Origin of the sequence: Virgibacillus sp. 7505, assembly GCF_002272135.1 — a bacterium.
Lineage (GTDB): Bacteria > Bacillota > Bacilli > Bacillales > Amphibacillaceae > Terribacillus.
This window is the reverse complement of record NZ_NPBF01000438.1, coordinates 1-216: the sequence shown is the minus strand read 5'-3', so window position 1 is coordinate 216 and position 216 is coordinate 1. Positions and strand designations below refer to the sequence as shown.

The following is a 216-nucleotide window of genomic DNA, read 5'->3' as shown; positions in this document are numbered from 1 at the left end:
AATGTCCCCAAAGAAATGACTGTCAATCAATCGTTTTAGCTTTAACAAACCAGGCAAAAACAGTTTATCTTGGACAACGCCGTTCTTCACTCCTGCTTTATTGGCAAGCTCAGCTAATTCAAGGGCTTCGTCTAAGCTTGTCGCCGTTGGTTTTTCGCAATAAATATGCTTGCCTGCTGAGATGGCTTTCTTAATTGCGGCAGCGCGGCGGCTCGT

1 protein-coding gene is annotated in these 216 nt (G+C 45.4%); it reads right to left on the bottom strand.

All coding sequences use genetic code 11. From position 1 onward, the window contains the following. The coding region (locus CHH91_RS19690) for a Gfo/Idh/MocA family oxidoreductase (protein ID WP_176465902.1) at nucleotides 1-216 on the bottom strand (216 nt) is incomplete at both ends.